Source organism: Neomegalonema perideroedes DSM 15528 (assembly GCF_000374145.1).
In the GTDB taxonomy this organism is placed as follows: Bacteria; Pseudomonadota; Alphaproteobacteria; order Rhodobacterales; family Rhodobacteraceae; genus Neomegalonema; species Neomegalonema perideroedes.
In genome coordinates this window covers 819,183-835,355 of record NZ_KB893653.1, presented here as the reverse complement: position 1 = coordinate 835,355, position 16,173 = coordinate 819,183, and the positions used below count along the sequence as shown (strand labels likewise).

The following is a 16,173-nucleotide window of genomic DNA, read 5'->3' as shown; positions in this document are numbered from 1 at the left end:
CGCAAAGCTCTAAGCCTCTCTTTTTACGCGGTTTCACGATGCGAGGCCGGAGCGGCGCGGCTGGAGATCGCTTTAAGCGCTCCTTAAATCCAAAGGCGTAGGTTTTTGACGCATTCGGAGGATTCTCATTCGGCGGAATCCTCGCCCATTCCTTCCGTCGCGCCTCTCCAGCCGGACGGATCTCAAGCGGAGACCTGACCTCCATGACCCTGCGCTCCCGTCGCCCCGGCTTGGTCGCCCTTCTCGCCGCCGCCGCCTATTTCGGCGCTCCGGGGCCGGGTTTCGCGCCCTCCGCCGCCTACGCCGCCGTGGATCCCGCCGCCAAACCCGCCTATGACCGCGCCGCCAAGCTCTTTGAGGAAAAGCGCTATCGCGAGGCCATGATCGAGGCCAAGAACGCCCTGCAATCGGCGCCCAACGATCCCGAAGCGCGCATTCTGCTCGGCAAGATCTACCTCTCCACCAACACCCCCGGCTCCGCCGAAACCGAATTCCGCCGCGCCTTCGAGCTCGGCGGCGCGGACGAGGCTCAGATCCTCCTCGCCGAATCGCTCATGGGCCAGGCCCGTTTCGACGACGCCGTGAAGACCGTCACGCTCGAAGCCGCCACGCCCGAAATGCGCATCCGCAAGCGCCTGACCCTCGGCGCCGCCCAGATCGCCCGCGTCGCGCCCGATCTCGCCGAGCCCCATTACAAGGCCGCTCTGGAGATGGAGCCCAACCGCATCGAGGCCCGTTACGGCCTCGCGCGCGTGGCGGTTCTGCGCGGCGACGAGCCCGCCGCCATCCTCGCGCTCGACGCCATCCTGAAGGGGAGCCCCGATTACGCCCCCGGCTGGATGATGCTCGGCGAGGTCTCGCTCACCCGCGGCGACATGAACGGCGCCTTCGCCGCCTTCGACCGCGCCATCGACCTGCTGCCCACCAACGCCCACGCCTTCACCGCCCGCGCCCGCGCCCGGCTCACCGCCGGAGATCTCGACGGCGCCAAGCAGGACGCCTCCCGCGTCGCGGAGCTGTCGCCGCGCGATCCCATCGTGGGCTATCTGCGCGCCGCCATCTATTTCGCGGAGGGCGACCTCGCCAAGGCGGATCAGGAATTCAACGGCATTCAGCAGATCTTCGAGGCCTTCCCGCCCGCCATGCTGCTCGGCGGCCTCATCAAATACCGCAAGGGCGATCTCGGGCAGGCCGAGCATTTCCTCGGCCGCTATGTGATGATGAACCCCGCCAACTCCGAGGCCCAGCGCGCGCTCGCCATGGTGCGCGTGCGCAACGGACAGCCGCTCTCGGCGGCTCAGATCCTCGAACGCCAGCTTCAGCGCGAACAGCCTCAGAGCCTCACCACCCGGCGGCATCTGGCGGGCGCCTATGTGGTCGCCGACCGCCCGCAGGAGGCCATCGAGCAGCTGCGCCGGCTGGCGGGCATGAACCACGTCCTCGCCGCCCGCGAGGCTGAAAGCGCTCTGGCGCTGCTGGGCGTCGGGCCCAACGCCGTGGCGGACGCCGCCCTCGGGCGCGAGATCCTCAAGGGCGTGGAGCTGCTGCGCATCGGCGCCCCGGACAAGGCCGGAGAAGTCGCCGAGGCCGTGGTCGCCAAGGCCCCGCGCAACGTCCATGCGCTGAACCTGCTCGCCCGCGTGCAGGAGACCCGCGGCGACCTCAAAGCCTCGCGCGCCACGCTGGAGGCCGCCTTCGCCGTGGACCCCGGCTTCGACGCCACGCTTCAGATGCTCGAAGCGCTGGATAAGATGGCGCAGGATCCCGCCGCCTCGCTGGACCGGCTCGGACGCGCCGCCGCCGCCAAGCCCGAAGACGCCGGAATCGCGCTGCGCTACGCCATCGGCCTCTCCGAGGCCGGACGCGGCGAAGAGGCCGAAAGCTTCCTGCAGAAGCGCGTCGAGGCCGAGCCGGGCGGCTCCTTCGAGCTTTCGGAGGCTCTGATCCGGCTGAAGTTCCTGCGCGGCGACAAGCAAGGCGCCGCCCGCGAGGCCTATCGCCTCTCGCAATCCAGCAGCGATCCCGCCGCCCTCGCCTTCGCCGCCGCCGCCCTGCGCGACTCCCAAGCCGGAGATCAGGCGCTGGAGGCCACCCGCCGCCTCGCCGCGGCCCAACCGAACGAACCCCGCTCGGCGGTGATGCTGGCTCAGGCCCATTTCGACAAAGGCGACCTCGGCGCCGCCCGCAAGGTGCTGACCGAGGCCCGCGCCAAAGCTCCGCAGGATCTGCTCATCGCCCGCGCGCTGGTCGATCTGGCCGTGCGCGAGAAGGATCAGGCGGGCGCCCTCGCCGCCGCCGAGGCGCTCAAGGCGCAAGACCCTGTGGCCGCCGCCCGCTTCGGCGCCGACGCCCTCTTGCGGCTCGGCGCGCCGGGCAAGGCCGTCGAGCGGCTCGCCGCCGCCTATCAGGCCAAGCCCGACTCGGATCTGGCGCTGGACCTCTTCTCCGCCCGCCGCCGCGCCGGACAAGAGGCCGCCGCCTTCGAAGGGCTCGCCGATTGGCTCGGCCGTTCGCCGGACGACCGCCGCGCGCTGATGGTCCGGGCCATGAGCCTGCAGAGCGTGGGCGAGCTCGAAAAGGCCGAAGTGGATTATCTGCGGCTTCTGGCGCTGGATCCGGCCAATCCGGCCGCGCTGAACAACTTCGCCTGGCTGCGCCATGAGCTCGGCCGCCATGACGCCCTCGACTACGCCGAGCGCGCTTACAACGTGGCCGCCGCCTCGCCCGAAGTCGCCGACACCTACGGCTGGCTGCTGGTGCAGAACGGACGCCTGCGCCGGGGTCTGGAGGTGCTGCGCGCCGCCGTCGACGCCTCTTCCGAGAACGCCGACGCGCGGTATCACCTCGCCTACGCCCTGCATCAGGCCGGACAGACCGCCGAAGCGCGCGCGCTGCTCGGCAAGGTGCTGGCGGAAAGCGCGCAATTCTCCGCGCGCGCCGAGGCCGAGGCGCTCATGGCGCGGCTGAAGTAAGCCGCCCTTGAGGCATGGCCTCAATTTAAAATCGGCGAGCCGGGCGAGGCGAGCGCCTCGCCCGGCGACTGATTTCTGTTATATCGTCGAGCCGAAATCAGAGCCATCTTCAGGAGGCGCACATGTCGAGCAAATTCAAGTTTGGCGTTCCTCAACATCTCTGGGAGGCTGCGAAGCAGGAAGCTATCGCCGTCATGACGGCTCGCGCCCGTGTGCGGGGAATGATCGCCTACTCAGAGTTGATCCAACACATAAGTTCGATCAATTTTTTAGCGTATGATCAAAAATTATTTCATCTTTTGGGCGAGATTTCAACAGAGGAAGACGCCGCAGGGCGAGGCATGCTCAGCGTCTTGGTCGTGCATAAGGCTGGAGATATGCAGCCGGGACAAGGATTCTACGAACTCGCCAATCAGCTTGGGCGCGACACAAGCGATATTCTCTCCTGCTGGGTATCTGAACTCCACCGCGTGCACGCGGCTTGGTCATCGAAATCCGCAAGGCGATCACCGACCACAGCATGACGCACGCCTATGGCGAGACGCGCATCCCCCGGCTCCGCGAAGAGCCGGGGGTTTTCATGTGAAAGGGCGGGCCGCGAAGACTCCGGCTTTTGGGGTCGCGCGATTAAAAGTCTGTCAACTTTTCGGATCGCGCTCAGAGCTTCGCGGCGATCTCGTCGGGGAATTCGTAATTGCCCGTGACGGTCTGCACGTCCTCGTCGTCGTCGAGGATCTCCAGCAGCTTCATCAGCGTGCGGGCGGAATCCTCGTCGTCCATCACATGCGGAGTCTGGGGCTTCCAGATCAGCTTGGCGCTCTCGGCCTCGCCGAGGGCGGCCTCCATCTGGCGCGCGACCTCATGGAGATCCTTTTCGCCGCAGAGCACCCAATGGCCTTCCTCGTCGGTCTGGACGTCGTCGGCGCCGGCTTCGAGGGCCGCCTCAAGCACCTTGTCGGCGTCGCCGGCCGAAAGCGGGAATTGAATCTCGCCGAGGCGGTCGAACATGTAGGTGACCGCGCCGTCCTGAGCCAGAGAGCCGCCGAACTTCGAGAAATAAGACCGCACGTTGCCCGCGGTGCGGTTGCGGTTGTCGGTCAGGGCCTCGACGATCAGCGAGGCGCCGCCGGGGCCGCGGCCTTCGTAGCGCACGCTCTCGTAATTGGCGGAATCGCCGCCTTCGGCCTTTTTAATGGCGCGCTCGATGTTGTCCTTGGGCATGGACTGCGAACGGGCGTCGCGGATCGCCAGACGCAGGCGCGCGTTGGTGTTGACGTCCGCGCCCCCCATCTTGGCCGCGACGGTGATTTCGCGCGAGAGCTTCGAGAACATCTGCGAGCGCTTGGCGTCCTGAGCGCCCTTGCGGTGCATGATGTTTTTAAATTGAGAATGGCCGGCCATCGGACTCCTGTCCTCCTCGCCCGTCAAGGGCGCGTCGCTCGGATATGTTGTGGAATAAGTGGAGCGTCTTATAGGCCCAAAAACGCGGCTCGCCAAGCCGACCGGGCGGATCAGGCCTCGCGCCCCCGGTCCAGCCCCGACCAGACCGCCGCGCCGAGGATCACAGCGCCGCCCAGGACCGCCGCCCAGCCGGGGCGCTCGTTCAGAACCGCCCAGACCAGAAGCGCGCCTAAAGGCGCCTCCAGCAGGAAGATCAGCGAGGTCTCCGCGCTCGGAACGCGCCGCGCGCTGAAGGCCACGCAGGCGAAGGTCGAAGGCGCCAGAATCCCGCCGAAGAGGACCGGCCAGATCCATTGATCCGCCGCCATCTCGCCCGGAGCGCCGAGGATCATCCCCGCGCAAAAGCCGATCAGCGAGCCCGTCGCCATCATCGCCAGCGGATGCGCGCCCTCGGCCCGGCGCATGCAGGTGACCGAAACTCCGAAAAAGGCGCCCGCCGCCAAAGCCGCCAGAGCCCCCCAAGCCTCGGAGGGGCGCAAAGCCTCGTGGACGCCGCCGATCCCCGCGACCATCGCCCCCGCCACGCCGAGGAGAATCGCGGACAGCTTGCGCCGGGACAGCGCCTCGCCCAACAGCAGACGACTCGCGAAAGCCGCCCAGAGCGGCGAGGTCGAGAGAAGCGCCAGCAGAGTTCCCGCCGTCGCCCAATTGGCCCCCGCGATGAAGCTCAGGCCCGAAGCGGCGCCGCAGGCTCCGCCCGCCAAAGCCCAGAGGTTCAGACCGCGAAAACGCGCCAGAGTCCCTTGCAGGCCATGGCGCGCCAGCATCCAGAGCAAAATCGCCGTCAGACCCGCGCCTGTCCGCCAAGCCGTCACCGACAGGGCGGGAGCCTCCGCCAGACGCACGAATAAGGCGTCCGGCGACACGAGCAGCACCCCCGCGAAAGCCGCCAAAAGCCCCTCGCGTCGCGAAGAGGCTCCTGAGGCCGGAGGCGCCGAGGGCGTCAAGCCGCGCCGCTCGCCGGATCGGGCCAAGCCTCCGCGAGCCTTCCGCCCCGCCGCAAAGGCGCGATCCGCTTGGCCAGACCCGTCGCGTCGTCGGTCTCGACGAAGACGCCGCAGACCGTCGCCTCGCCGAGCTTCGGCTCATAGCGGTTCAGAGGCTGGCCGGTGGTGAAGCGCCGCAAAGGCTCCTCTTTGACCATGCCGATGACGGAATCATAATCGCCGCACATGCCCGCGTCGGTCTGATAGGCGGTGCCGCCCGAGAGAATCTGCGCGTCGCCGCTCGGGACATGGGTGTGGGTGCCCACCACCAAAGAGGCCCGCCCGTCGCACCAATGGCCCATGGCCATCTTCTCGGAGGTGGCTTCGGCGTGGAAGTCGATCAGCGCCGCGTCGCAGGCGACCCCCAAAGGACAGGCCGTCAATTGGGCGTCGATGGCCGCGAAAGGATCGTCGCAGGGATTCATGAAGACCCGCCCTAAGGCGTTGACCACCAGAACCCGCCGACCGTCGCGCAGAACCACCAAAGCCGAGCCCCGCCCCGGAGTCCCCTTCGGCAGATTCACCGGGCGCACGATCCGCGGATCGCGGTCGAGATAGGGCAGGATCTCGCGGTTGTCGAAAGCGTGATTCCCCAGAGTGATCGCGTCGGCGCCCGCCTCGAAGACCGCCTCGGCGATCTTGGAGGTCACGCCGAAGCCCGAAGCCGCGTTTTCGGCGTTGACCACCACGCAGTCGAGCTGCAAATCGCTCCTCAGGCCCGGAATGTCGCGGACCGCCGCCTCGCGGCCCGAACGGCCGAGCAAATCGCCCAAAAACAAAATCCTCAAGCGCCCGTCTCCCCCTCTCGCGTCAGGAGGATGGTTTCGCGCTCCGTGGCCACGGCGTCAAGCGGCGCGTCCGTCGGCTCCTGAGGCAGATTCGCCGATTCCTGCGCGGAAAAGGCCAATCCGCAGGCCCAAACCGACTTGCGCGCGCGCAAATCCGCCAGAGTCCGGTCGTAGAAGCCCCCGCCGTAGCCGAGTCGGCCGCCCGAGCGGTCGAAGGCGACCAGAGGGATCGCCAGAACATCCGGCTCGACCTCCGGCGACCCGGGCGGAGGGACGCGCGCGCCGAAAGGGCCTTCGATCAGAGCCAAATCCGGGATCCAGAGCCGAAAGGCCAAAGGCCGCCCCTTCCCGAGAATCACCGGCAAAGCGACGCGCGAACCCGCCTCATGGGCCAGACGCAGCAAAGGCAGAGGATCCATCTCGGAGCGGATGGGCCAATAGCCCGCCCAAACGCCGCCGCGCGCAGGCGCGGCCGCCATAAAGCGCCGCGCGGCGGCTTGCGCGGCCTCGGCGCCCTGAGCGGCGAAAGCGGCCTCGCGGCGCGCGAGGGCCTCGCGGCGCAGAGCCGCCTTGCGGGCGGCCATGTCCTTCAGGGGAAAGGCGGCGGGAACCATCATGGGCCGTCACGCGGTTTGATCCTCGCGAGCCTGGGTAACCAGGTGGGCGCCATGTGCTTCAGACCAGGGTCCGAAACAGGGACAGCTCCCGCGAGAAGATATAAGGCCACCAGGATTCAAGGCGTCTCGCACCGGACAGAACCCGCCGCCCTCAGAATACATCGCGCGCGGGCTTCCGCCAAGCTCATGTTTCGACGGGTTCGGGCGGCGTCTCGGCCCGCGCCTCCCCAGTCCCCTCCTCCTCCTCCGCCTCCAGATCGGCCTCCGCCTCGGGCGGCGCGCGCTCCAGACGGGCTTTCAGCTCCGCGAGCCGCTGATCCAGATCCTGCGGGTCCAGCCGGTCCAGACGCGGCTTGTCCAGCCAGAGCAAAGCCGCCTCGACGAGACGGCCGGGGAAGATCTCCATCGCCGCCGCCCGATAGACCGCCAATTGCCGCCGATGGCCGAGAGAAATCTTCTCCGGCTTCGGCGGAGCCCCGGTCTTGAAATCCACCACGAGGACGCGGTCCGGCGCGACGATCATCCGGTCGATCGAGCCGGAGACGGAGCGTCCGTCCAAAGCCGCCATGGCTCCGAACACGGGCGCCTCGCTGAGAATCCGCGCCTCAGGGCCGGGCCGGAAGACCTCGGCGAGATCGGGATGGGAGGTCAGGCGCTCGGCCAGAGCCAGAAGATCGGGAGGCTCGGCGGAATCGGGCGCCTCGCCCTCCGCCAGACGCTCCAGAATCCGATGCAGCGCCACGCCGCGCGCTCGGGCCTCCTCGCGCGTCAGGCCGGGGCCCGCCGGGAAAAGCCGGGGTTCGGGCTCGGACTCGGCGGAGCCGGGTTCGGCGAAATCGGCGGGCTCCGCATCGAGGCTGAGGCGGGAAGGCGCGAGCGGCGCGGGCGGCGCAGGCTCGGGCGGCAGGATTCCGGCGATCCGGCCGACGGGCCAAGGCTTCGGGGGGGATCCCGAGGCTTGGGCGGCGGCGGGAGCCTCGGCCTCCGCCGCGCCGCCGCGCTCGACGCAGAGCGCCTCCGGGAAAGCGGCGCCCAAGTCCGGCAAGGGGAAGCTCCGCACGCCCGGCATGGACTTCAGCCCCGTCCAGACGGCGTGGTGCCAACTGCCTTCCGCTCCGGCGCCCGCCAGATCGGCGGGAGAGGCCTTGTCGGGATCCGTCTTCGGCTCGCCCTTCCGCCAGCCGCAGAGAATCAACCGCTTGCGGGCGCGGGTCATGGCCACATAGAGCAAGCGGCGATGCTCGGCCTGAATCCGCGCGAGGCGCGCCTGACGGACCTCCTCGGCCTTGGCGGGGAGGCCCTCCTCCTTCGGCCCGAGCCAAAGCACCCCCTCGCCCGCCGCGATCAGCCGGGATTCGCGGCGGTCGTCCGGCGCCTCGCCGGGATCGGCGACCACCACCATCTCCGCCTCAAGGCCCTTGGCGCCATGGACGGTCATCACCCGGATCTCGTCGGCGCTCTGCTCCATGTCGCGCTTGATCTCGGCGCCCAGCCCCTCGATCCAGCGCAGGAAGCCTTGCAGCGTCGGGGGGCGGCCCGCCTCGTAATCCAGAGCTTGGGTCAAGAGCTCGTCCACCGGCTCGGCGGCGGGCGAGCCCAGACGCCGCAGCAGACGCCGACGCCCGTCCTGATCGCAGAGGATCTTCTCGAAGAATTCATAGGGGCGCAGGAAATCCACCCGCGCGATGAGGTCGCCCATGCGCCGATGGGCTAAAGCCCAATGCGCCCGCTCCTCCCGGCGGCGCGTCAGGGCGCCCCAGAGCGTGCCGCGCCCGCGCTCGCCCGGAGGCCGCGCGGTCAGCTCCAGCAGATCCGCCTCGGAGAAGCCGAAGAGCGGCGAGCGCAAAGCCGTCGCCAGACTCAGCGAATCGGAGGGCAGAAGCGCCGCCCGCGCCGTCGCGAGCAGATCCTGCGCCGCCAGAGAAGCCCGCAGCCCGATGCGGTCTTCGCCCGCCACCGGCTGCCCATGCTCCTTCAGCGCCGAGATCAGCCGCCGCGAAAAGGCGCCGCGATTGCGCACCAGCACCAGCACGTCGCCCGCGCGGAGCTTGCGGCCGCCCGGCGCGAGAGGCTCCTCGCCGATCCACGCCGCCAGACGTCCGGCGAGGAACTCGGCGAGGCGGGTTTGCGGATCGCTCGCGGCGGAGGCGGGGGCGAGGCTGGTCCATTCGGGAGGCTCCGGCTCCTCCTCCTTGCGGAAGGCGGGCCACCACTCCACCCGGCCCGGCAGCTCCGGGCGGGCTGAGCTATGGCTGATTCCCGGCGCGGAGGTCAGGCCCTTGGGATCGGCGAAGACATGGTCCACCGCCTCCAGAATCACCGGAGAGGAGCGGAAGGAGCGAGTCAGAGGCACGTCGCGCAAAGGATCGCGCGCTTCTACGGCCTTGCGCTCGAAGCGCGCGCGCTGAGCGGCGAAGGCGGCGTGGTCGGCGCCCTGAAAGCTGTAGATCGACTGTTTTTCGTCGCCCACCACGAAGAGCGTGCGCTTAGTCTCCTCGCGGGCGCCGCGCCCAACGTAAAACTCCTCAGCCAAAGAGGCCGCGACGCGCCATTGCGCGGGGCTGGTGTCCTGCGCCTCGTCCACGAGGATGTGGTCCACGCCCTCGTCCAGCTTGAAGAGCGCCCAGGCGCGGGCGGCGTCGCCGTCGAACAGCGCCGCCGCCTTGGCGATGAGGTCGTCGAAATCGAGGAGCCCGCGCGGCAGACGGGCGGAGTCGTAGCCCTCGATGAGGCGGCGCGCGAAGCGGGCGAAATCCGCCGCCCGCGCGGCGGCGGGAAAGGCGGAGAGGCGTTTATTGAGCTCGTAAAGGGCTTCGGCGCACTCGGCGAGGGCCTGCGCGAGGTCGGGGCGGGCCTCTCGAAGGCTTTTGGTCATCAGGCTTTGATAGGGCTCGCCGTCCTTCTTCAGCAGAACCGCGCTCAGAGCCTCGCGCAGCGCCAAGCCGGAGAGCGTCAGAGCCGCCTTTAAACCCTTCCCGCGCGCGAGATCGGTCTTGCCCGCTCCTTTCGCGGTCGTGAGATGATCCGCCGCCTCGGCCAGAAGCGGAAGATCCAGCCCCCGGGCGAATTCCGACCAGAGGCCCTCCTCCGTCTCGCCCTCTGCGAGGCCCAGAGCCTCCCGCGCCCAAGCGCCCGGCGCCGCCTGAGCCTGCTCCTCCGCGAGGAAGCGCTCGCGATGGAGGAAGGCCGCCGAAGCCAGACCCTCAAGGCTCCCCTGACGCCCGAAAGGCCCCGCGTCCATCACCCGCGCCTCGGCGAAGAAGCGTTTCGCCGCCGCCTGATCGGCCTCCGCGGGCGAATCGCGCAGATCGAGCAGCGCCTGATGGGCCGCCTCCCGGCGCAGAGTTTCGCCCTCCTCCTCGGGCATCACGGCGAAGCGCGGAGAGAGCTCCGCCTCCACGGGGAAGCGCCGCAGCACGCTTTCGCAAAAGCCGTGGATCGTCTGGAGCCGCAGCCCGCCCGGAGTCTCCAGCGCCCGCGCGAAAAGCCGCCGCGCCTCCGCGAGATCGCGTCCTCCCTCGCCGAGCCGGACCAGAGCCTCGCGCAAGGCGGCCTCCTCCATCAGCGCCCAGCCGCCGAGGGTTTTGAAGAGGCGGTCCTGCATTTCGGCGGCGGCGGCGCGGGTGTAGGTCAGACAGAGGATCTTCTGAGGCCGCGCCCCCGCCAGCAGCAGACGCGCCACGCGGTCCACCAGAACCCGCGTCTTGCCCGAGCCGGCGTTGGCCGAAACCCAGACCGAGGATTGCGGATCCGCCGCCGCGCGCTGGGCCTTCTCGACCTCGCGGATCGGATCCCCCGGAGCTGAATTCCTCGCGTTCACGCCTCGCCTCCTTCGCCGCCTTCTCCCGCGTCCTCGCCGCCTTCTTCGCCGCCCCATTCGCCCACCCGGGCCAGATGGTCGTAAGGGCTTTCGAATTTCAGCAGCCGGGGCCGCAGACGCGGAAGATAGGGCGTTTCAGGATCCTCATAGGTCTCCAGCAGCCAGATCAATTCCTGAAGGGTCTTTTCAGAAAACTCCGTCAGATCCTCCGGCTGACCCAATTCCTTGAAGCTGGAGAAATCGCTCTCCTTCGCCCCCGGCGAGATGGAGACGTAGCGCAGGCCCCGGATTCGCATCTCCGGATCGGCTGCGGCGTCCGGGAAGCCGCCCCGGCGCAGAATCGCCGCCTCAAGGGGCAATTGCCGCGCCCAGGCCCGCACCTCGCCGCCGCCGGGCGGAGTCCCGGTCTTATAGTCGATGAGCAGATAGCCCCCGCCCGGCGCGGCGTCGATGCGGTCGGCCTCGGCGGTGAGGCGGAAGCGGCGTCCCGAACTCAGAGGCAGCAGGATCTCGCCCCGCGTCTCCAGCAGGACCGGGCGCTCGCCCTCCGCGCGCCGCTCGGCCTCGCGCGGAATGAAGTCCCGCGCGAAGCCCATCGCCCGCACGCGCCAGCTCTCCTGAAGCGCAGGACGGTCGGCGAGTTCGGCCAGAGCCTCCTCCAGCCCCTCGGCGAAGAGCGCGAGGGCCTCTTCCTCGGGGGGAAGGCCCGCTCGCGTCGCCTTGACGAAGCTTTCGAGCGCCTGATGCAGCGCCCGCCCCCGCGAGAGCGCGTCCGGCTCGGCCTCCAGCGCGGGCAGAGGCTCCAGCCCGAGGATCTCCCGGGCGTAAATGGCGTAGGGATCGCGGACCAGAGTCTCGATCCGCGTGACGGAGAGACGGCGCGGACGGCGCTCCAGAGGCGGACGCGGCGCCGGACGCTCCTCCGGCTCGGGCGGGCCGGATTCGGCCTCCGCCGCGCGGGCCGTCAGCAAGGCCGCCTCGCCCCGCGTCCGCGCCGCCTCCCAATCCGTCCGGGCGTAGCCGCCGAGCAGAATCTCCAGACGCCGCAGCCAGCGCGAGGCCGAAGCCGGAGCCCCGCCCTGTTTGCGCGACCGCGTCAGCCAGACTTCCGAAGTTCCGCAGAGGATGCGGGCGAAATCCTGCGCCAGACGCCCCGTCTCGGCCTCCAGAGGCTCCAGCCCGAGATCGCGCCGCATGGGCCGCGAAAGCCAGCCGTCGGGCTGGGAGGCGGCGGGCCAGACGCCTTCGTTCAGGCCGCCGAGAATCACCACGTCGGCGGTTTGGGCGCGGGCGTCGGCGGGGCCCCAGACGAAGGCCCGGCGATGGCCGCCGCCGGGCGGACGCGCCGCCTCGCCGCGCAGAAGATCCGCGAAAAGCGCGGGCCAGGCCCGCGGCGAGATCGGGCCGAGATCCGGCGCCGCCTCCTGAAGACGATCCAGAAAGCCCGCCAGAGCCTCGCCCGTGGACCCGCGCTCGGAGGCGCCGCCGCTCAGTTCGAAAGCCGCCTGACGCTGGGCCGCCAGAAGCGCGGCGCCTTCGGCTTCGCGCGGAGCCGCCGCCTCCGCCAAGGGCTGGAGGATCCGCGTCAGACCGGCGATCCACGCGCGCAGCTCCCCGGCCTCGCGTTCGGCGCGCAAACGATGCGCCTCAGGATCGGAGCGGCGTTCGGCGGAGGCCAGAGCCTCGGCGAGCGCCCCCTCGACCGCCTCGGCCGCGCCCCCCAGACCCGGCCCGAGCCGCCGCCCCCGCAAGGCGAAGCGCTCATAGCGCCGCGCCAGCCGCAAATGCAGACGGCGGGCTTCTCCGGGCTCCTCGCCCGCCGCCGCGAGGGGATGCTTCAGCAGGCTTAACAGCTCCGTCGCGGGCAAAGGCTTCTCCGGATCGCCGCAGAAGACCCGCGCCAAAAGGCTCAGCAGAATTCCCGGCGGAGTCAGCGCCAGAGGCCGCCCGCCGGAATCGTCGGCGAGGATCCCCCAGCGCCCCAGAGTCGCCGCCGCGCGGCGGCCTAAGGCGCGGTCCGGCGTGACGAGGGCCACCGTGCGGCCCGGCTCGGCCAGCACCCGGCGCATCACCGTCGCGACGGCGGCGGCCTCCTCGCGCGGACTGCGGGCCTCGATCAGCGACAGGCCCGCGCAGGCCTGAGGCGCGAGGGCGCGAATATTCCGTTCGGCGGCGCTCCAGGCGTCGGTGAAGGGCGGAGGCCGCAAGGCGTGGCCCAACAGCCGGGCCCGCGCCAAAGCCTCCCCGGCGGGCGCCTCCCACCAGGGGACGTCCTCGCGCGGCAGGCCCTCCAGCTTGAGCAGGGCCGAAGCCTCGCCGCCGGGATGCTCGGGATGCTCGTCCAGCTTGAGCCATTCCTCGGCGCCGAGCGTGTCGTCCAGCCAAGGCAGGATCGCGGCCCCCTGCGGCAGGCGCGCGACCGCCCGGACGAAGTCGCGCTCCGCGGCGGAGCGCCCCGCCTCGCCCGCCACGAGAACCGGCCTTTGAGGCGGATGCGTCCGCCAAGCCGCGACGCGCGATTCGAGGGCCGCCACGCGCAGGGCCGCCGCATCCTCCACGCCCCAGAGGCGGCGCTGCTCCGGCCATGCGCCGCTGAGGATCCGCAGGAATTCTAAGGAGCGCTCCCAATGGGCGGCGTGATCCTCCGGCGCCAGAAAGGCCAGCTCCCGAGGATCGATCCCCGCCGTCCGCATCTCGTCGAGAAGATCGGCGATCTGAAGCGCCAGAGCCGCCGAAGCCTCCTCGCGCGCCAGATCCGGCGCATGGCGGGCCAATCCCCGCACCAGCCGCGCGAAGGTCAGAATCCGCCGCAAAGGCGCGACCGCGGGCGGCGAGCCGGGCGGCGGCGGAAGATCCGGAAAAGCCAGAATGCGCGGCGTCAGAGTCACGCCTCCGGCCTCATGGGCGAAGGCCTCGCGCAGAGCGCGGGCGGCGCGGCGCGTGCCGACGTAGATCGTCGCGCGGGCCAAAGCCGCCGGATCGGCGCGCGGGCCGCCCAGACGCCGCAGCAGGCCCCGCGCCGTCAGACGCGAGAAATGCGCCCCCGGAGGCGCCTGATAGAACCTCGGACCCGTGCCCGGATGATCGGCGAAGATCCCCGTCACGCCTCGCCCGCCTCCCTCAACATAGCCTCGGCGGCGGGAACGCCCGCCGGAGTCCCCACGTCGGCCCAGCCGCCCGCATGGCGCAGGCCTGAGGCCCGGCCCGCCGCCGCCTCGGCGAAGAAGATCGGCGAGAGCGAAAAGGCTCCCTCGGGCCGATCGGCCAGCAAGGCCGGATCGAGGATCTGCGCGCCGGTGTAGACCCAGGACGCGCCCTCGCCCGCAGGAGGGCGGCTGAGGCGGGAGGCTTCGTCCAGCAGGAAGTCGCCCGCCCGCGCATAGCCCACGGCCCGCGCCTTCTCGACCAGCAGAAGCAGAAGGCGCATCCGCCCGCCCTCCCAAGCGCCCGCCCAAGCCTTGAGCAAAGCCGGGACCGGAGCCGCGCCCGTCCATATGGCGTCCGCGTTCAGAGCCAGAACCGGACCCGGACCCAGCAAAGGCAGAGCCTTGCGCATGCCGCCGCCGGTCTCCAGCAGAAGATCGGATTCGTCGGAGATGAGGATCTCCAGATCCCCGCGCCGCGCCAGAGCCGCCCGCATCTGATCCGGGAAGGCGTGGACGTTGACCACGGCGCGCGGGATTCCCGCCTCCTTCACGCGGTCCAGAGCCCGGTCGAGCAGAGTCCGGCCCCCCACCTCCACCAGAGCCTTGGGGCGGTCGTTGGTCAAAGGCCGCATGCGCGTGCCGAGACCCGCCGCGAAGATCAGCGCCGCCGGGGGAGTCAGGGTCATCGGGAGGGCTCCTTCTGCGGCGACGAAAGGCGGGCGAGGATCTCAGGGGTCGGGGCGGGGATATGGCGCGCGACGAAATCCGCCAGAGGCTTCAGGGCGGGAGTCGAGAGATCGCGCTGAAAATGGCCCCAGACGCGGGGGATCAGCTTCACATAACGGGAATCGCCGCGCAGGGCGAAGCGGGCGAAAAGTCCGAGGATCTTGGCGTTGCGCTGCGCCGCCCAAGCGTCATAGCTCAGGGCGAAGCTTTTCGGATCAAAGCCCCTGCGCGCGGCGAAGCTCAGCTTCAGAGCCTCCGCCAGATCCGGCGAGACGTCGCGGCGGGCGTCCTCCAGCAAAGAGGCGAGATCATAAGCCCCGGAGCCGCGCCGGGCGTCCTGATGATCGAGGATCCCTAAAGCCGCCGCGCCGGAGCGCTCCGGCAGATGAAGCAGATTCTCGGCGTGGTAATCCACATGGACGTAACCCGCCTCCGCGCGATGAGGGGCCAAAGCCGCGAAGATCAGCTCAAGCCATTCCGCCCGCTCGGCCTCGCCTAAGGGCTTTCCGGCGGCGGAGGCCCAGACGTCGACCAAGAGGGCCGCCTCGCGGGAGATGATCGCCTCGTCGTAAAGCGGAGGGCGATGCGCCGTCCCAAGGAAGCTCAGAATCTCGGGGATGGGCTCCTCCTGAAGCTTGGCCAGAGTCTCGGCCGCCAGAGCGTAAAGCTCCGGCTCGCGGGAAGGCGCGCCCGTCCGATCGGGGGAGCAAAGCCGCGCGAAAATCCCCTCGCCCATGTCTTCGAGCAGCAGAAACCCCGCTTCGGGATCGGCGGCGAGGATCTCGGGCGCCGAAAAGCCCCGCCCGCGCAGCCAGTCCCCCACCGCGCCGAAAGGCGTCACGCTGAGCCCCGTCGCCGGATCGCAATCCATCAGAACCGCCGTGAGGCCCTCCTCCGCCCGCAGACGCAGATAGCGCCGCGCCGAGGCGTCGCCCGCCAGAGGAAGCCGCGCCGCCTCGCTCCAGCCCGCGCCTTCGAGCAGAGATTCCAGCGCCTCCGCGCGGTCGGGCGCGGCCGCCGAGGCCGCGCGCGCCGCCGAAGCCAAAGCCTCGCCGCGCGGGCCGGAAGCGCTCAAGAGCAAAAGCCGCCCGCCCTCCGGCCTCGGCAGGACGCGGAGGCGCAGGGCGTCGCGGGGGGCGCGCCCGCCGAGGGCCTCCGGCCATTCCACGAGGCTGACCGCCTCCGCCCAGTCGAACAAGCCCAGCTCCTCCAGCTCGGAGGCCGCCCGCAGACGATAGAGATCCGCATGGCGCCAGAGCCCCTGAGGCCCCGCATGTTCATGAACAAGGGCGAAGCTCGGGCTGGAGGCTTCGCGGGCCGCCGCGGCGCCCAAGCCCCCTTGCAGAATCGCCCGCGCGAGGGTCGTCTTGCCCGCGCCGAGGTCGCCCTCCAGCAGAATCGCGTCGCCCCGGGCGGCGGCCCGCCCAAGGGCCGCGCCGATCCGCGCCATGGCGGCCGGATGAGGGGCGGAAAGCTCAAAATTCATCGAGGCCTCGGGGGTCGGTCCTTCGGGGGAGGGCGGCGAAGGCTCTCCGCGCGCATGGCTGCGCTTGCATGGCCTTCCGTCTTCGCCTTAAACCTTCTCGCGGGCGGGCGCAATGTTCCCGCTCCGCCCCCGCTCTCCGCTCAGGCTTCCGCCCGGACCTCCCTGCGCGTC

General features: G+C 70.2%; 10 protein-coding genes and 1 other RNA gene. 2 read left to right on the top strand and 9 right to left on the bottom strand.

The genetic code is table 11. From position 1 onward, the window contains the following. Positions 1-203: 203 nt before the first annotated feature. Both prsT and B161_RS19515 read left to right on the top strand, forming a co-directional pair. On the top strand, positions 204-2,972 hold the full coding sequence (gene prsT / locus B161_RS0103970; protein WP_018632078.1) for an XrtA/PEP-CTERM system TPR-repeat protein PrsT: 2,769 nt from the start codon (positions 204-206) through the stop codon (positions 2,970-2,972). 122 nt (positions 2,973-3,094) lie between these two features. Then, positions 3,095-3,496 (top strand): hypothetical protein, encoded by a 402-nt coding sequence (locus B161_RS19515; RefSeq protein WP_157755520.1) that lies wholly within the window; start codon positions 3,095-3,097, stop codon positions 3,494-3,496. Between the two features lie 133 nt (positions 3,497-3,629). Here the strand turns inward: B161_RS19515 and B161_RS0103960 are convergent, their stop codons facing one another. The 9 genes from B161_RS0103960 to tsaE all read right to left on the bottom strand — a co-directional run bounded on the left by B161_RS0103960 (position 3,630) and on the right by tsaE (position 16,002). After that, positions 3,630-4,373, bottom strand: a complete 744-nt coding sequence (locus B161_RS0103960) for a YebC/PmpR family DNA-binding transcriptional regulator (RefSeq protein WP_018632076.1) — start codon at positions 4,371-4,373, stop codon at positions 3,630-3,632. A gap of 110 nt (positions 4,374-4,483) precedes the next feature. Continuing rightward, a complete protein-coding gene (locus tag B161_RS0103955; RefSeq protein WP_018632075.1) occupies positions 4,484-5,407 on the bottom strand; it encodes a DMT family transporter in 924 nt (307 codons plus the stop codon). Beyond that, complete coding sequence (locus tag B161_RS0103950) at positions 5,377-6,207, bottom strand: TIGR00282 family metallophosphoesterase (protein ID WP_026310181.1); 831 nt, start codon at positions 6,205-6,207, stop codon at positions 5,377-5,379. Before B161_RS0103950 ends, B161_RS0103955 begins: the two co-directional genes overlap by 31 nt. Continuing rightward, a complete protein-coding gene (locus tag B161_RS0103945) occupies positions 6,204-6,824 on the bottom strand; it encodes a 5-formyltetrahydrofolate cyclo-ligase (protein ID WP_018632073.1) in 621 nt (206 codons plus the stop codon). Before B161_RS0103945 ends, B161_RS0103950 begins: the two co-directional genes overlap by 4 nt. Then, positions 6,811-6,969: non-coding RNA, 6S RNA (gene ssrS, locus B161_RS20365), on the bottom strand. The genes B161_RS0103945 and ssrS overlap by 14 nt, the downstream gene beginning before the upstream one ends. A gap of 39 nt (positions 6,970-7,008) precedes the next feature. Beyond that, positions 7,009-10,701, bottom strand: a complete 3,693-nt coding sequence (gene addA, locus B161_RS16620) for a double-strand break repair helicase AddA (protein ID WP_083922860.1) — start codon at positions 10,699-10,701, stop codon at positions 7,009-7,011. Continuing rightward, positions 10,641-13,748, bottom strand: a complete 3,108-nt coding sequence (addB, locus tag B161_RS16615) for a double-strand break repair protein AddB (protein ID WP_018632071.1) — start codon at positions 13,746-13,748, stop codon at positions 10,641-10,643. The genes addA and addB overlap by 61 nt, the downstream gene beginning before the upstream one ends. After that, positions 13,745-14,476: a nucleotidyltransferase family protein gene (locus B161_RS0103925; RefSeq protein WP_018632070.1), complete on the bottom strand. Its 732-nt coding sequence runs from the start codon at positions 14,474-14,476 to the stop codon at positions 13,745-13,747. Before B161_RS0103925 ends, addB begins: the two co-directional genes overlap by 4 nt. Beyond that, the gene (gene tsaE, locus B161_RS16610; protein WP_018632069.1) at positions 14,473-16,002 is read right to left on the bottom strand and encodes a tRNA (adenosine(37)-N6)-threonylcarbamoyltransferase complex ATPase subunit type 1 TsaE; all 1,530 of its coding nucleotides are present in this window, start codon (positions 16,000-16,002) and stop codon (positions 14,473-14,475) included. Before tsaE ends, B161_RS0103925 begins: the two co-directional genes overlap by 4 nt. Between the last annotated feature and the right edge of the window lie 171 nt (positions 16,003-16,173).

Coding starts and splice junctions, on each gene's coding strand:
- prsT (WP_018632078.1), top strand. CDS start 204: ATGACCCTGCGCTCCCGTCGCCCCGGCTTGGTCGCCCTTCTCGCCGCC.
- B161_RS19515 (WP_157755520.1), top strand. CDS start 3,095: ATGTCGAGCAAATTCAAGTTTGGCGTTCCTCAACATCTCTGGGAGGCT.
- B161_RS0103960 (WP_018632076.1), bottom strand. CDS start 4,373: ATGGCCGGCCATTCTCAATTTAAAAACATCATGCACCGCAAGGGCGCT.
- B161_RS0103945 (WP_018632073.1), bottom strand. CDS start 6,824: ATGATGGTTCCCGCCGCCTTTCCCCTGAAGGACATGGCCGCCCGCAAG.
- addA (WP_083922860.1), bottom strand. CDS start 10,701: ATGGGGCGGCGAAGAAGGCGGCGAGGACGCGGGAGAAGGCGGCGAAGG.
- B161_RS0103925 (WP_018632070.1), bottom strand. CDS start 14,476: ATGACCCTGACTCCCCCGGCGGCGCTGATCTTCGCGGCGGGTCTCGGC.
- tsaE (WP_018632069.1), bottom strand. CDS start 16,002: ATGAATTTTGAGCTTTCCGCCCCTCATCCGGCCGCCATGGCGCGGATC.